Annotated in this window: 1 protein-coding gene; it reads left to right on the plus strand. The window is 40.7% G+C overall.

The window, feature by feature from the left end:
- Window positions 1–107: 107 nt before the first annotated feature.
- A partial coding sequence (locus DK188_RS21365) for a helix-turn-helix transcriptional regulator (RefSeq protein ID WP_111672881.1) occupies window positions 108–425 on the plus strand: 318 nt, incomplete at its 3' end.

The raw sequence follows: 425 nt of genomic DNA on the forward strand, positions 1-425 counted from the left end.
GGAAAGACCACACACAAAAGACGAATTGAAAAAACTTGACATGGTCAAGGCATTTTTGGATAAGGATGATCCAGATGTGGAATTCAGTTACATAGACGTTGAATGATATGTCAGAATTAGAAAAAAAGATTGAGGACCTAGTTTCAGAATCAACCCAGTCTTCTTGGAAGGCGAAAGTTGAGTGGAGAAAAGCCAATAAGGACTGGTTGAGAAAATCAGCTGACATTGCGCTGAGGATTTTGGATGCTTTGGAGGTTTTAGATTGGAATAAAGCAAGACTTGCAGAGGAAATGGGAGTTTCTCCTCAACAAGTCAGCAAATATGTGAAAGGGGAGGAAAACTTTAAGTTGGAGACCCTTTGTAAGCTGGAGAAAGTGCTCGGGATAGAATTGGTGACGATTCTTCAAGAAGATGAGGAGGTAGTG

Origin of the sequence: Algoriphagus litoralis (genome assembly GCF_003259255.1) — a bacterium.
Classification (GTDB): domain Bacteria; phylum Bacteroidota; class Bacteroidia; order Cytophagales; family Cyclobacteriaceae; genus Algoriphagus; species Algoriphagus litoralis.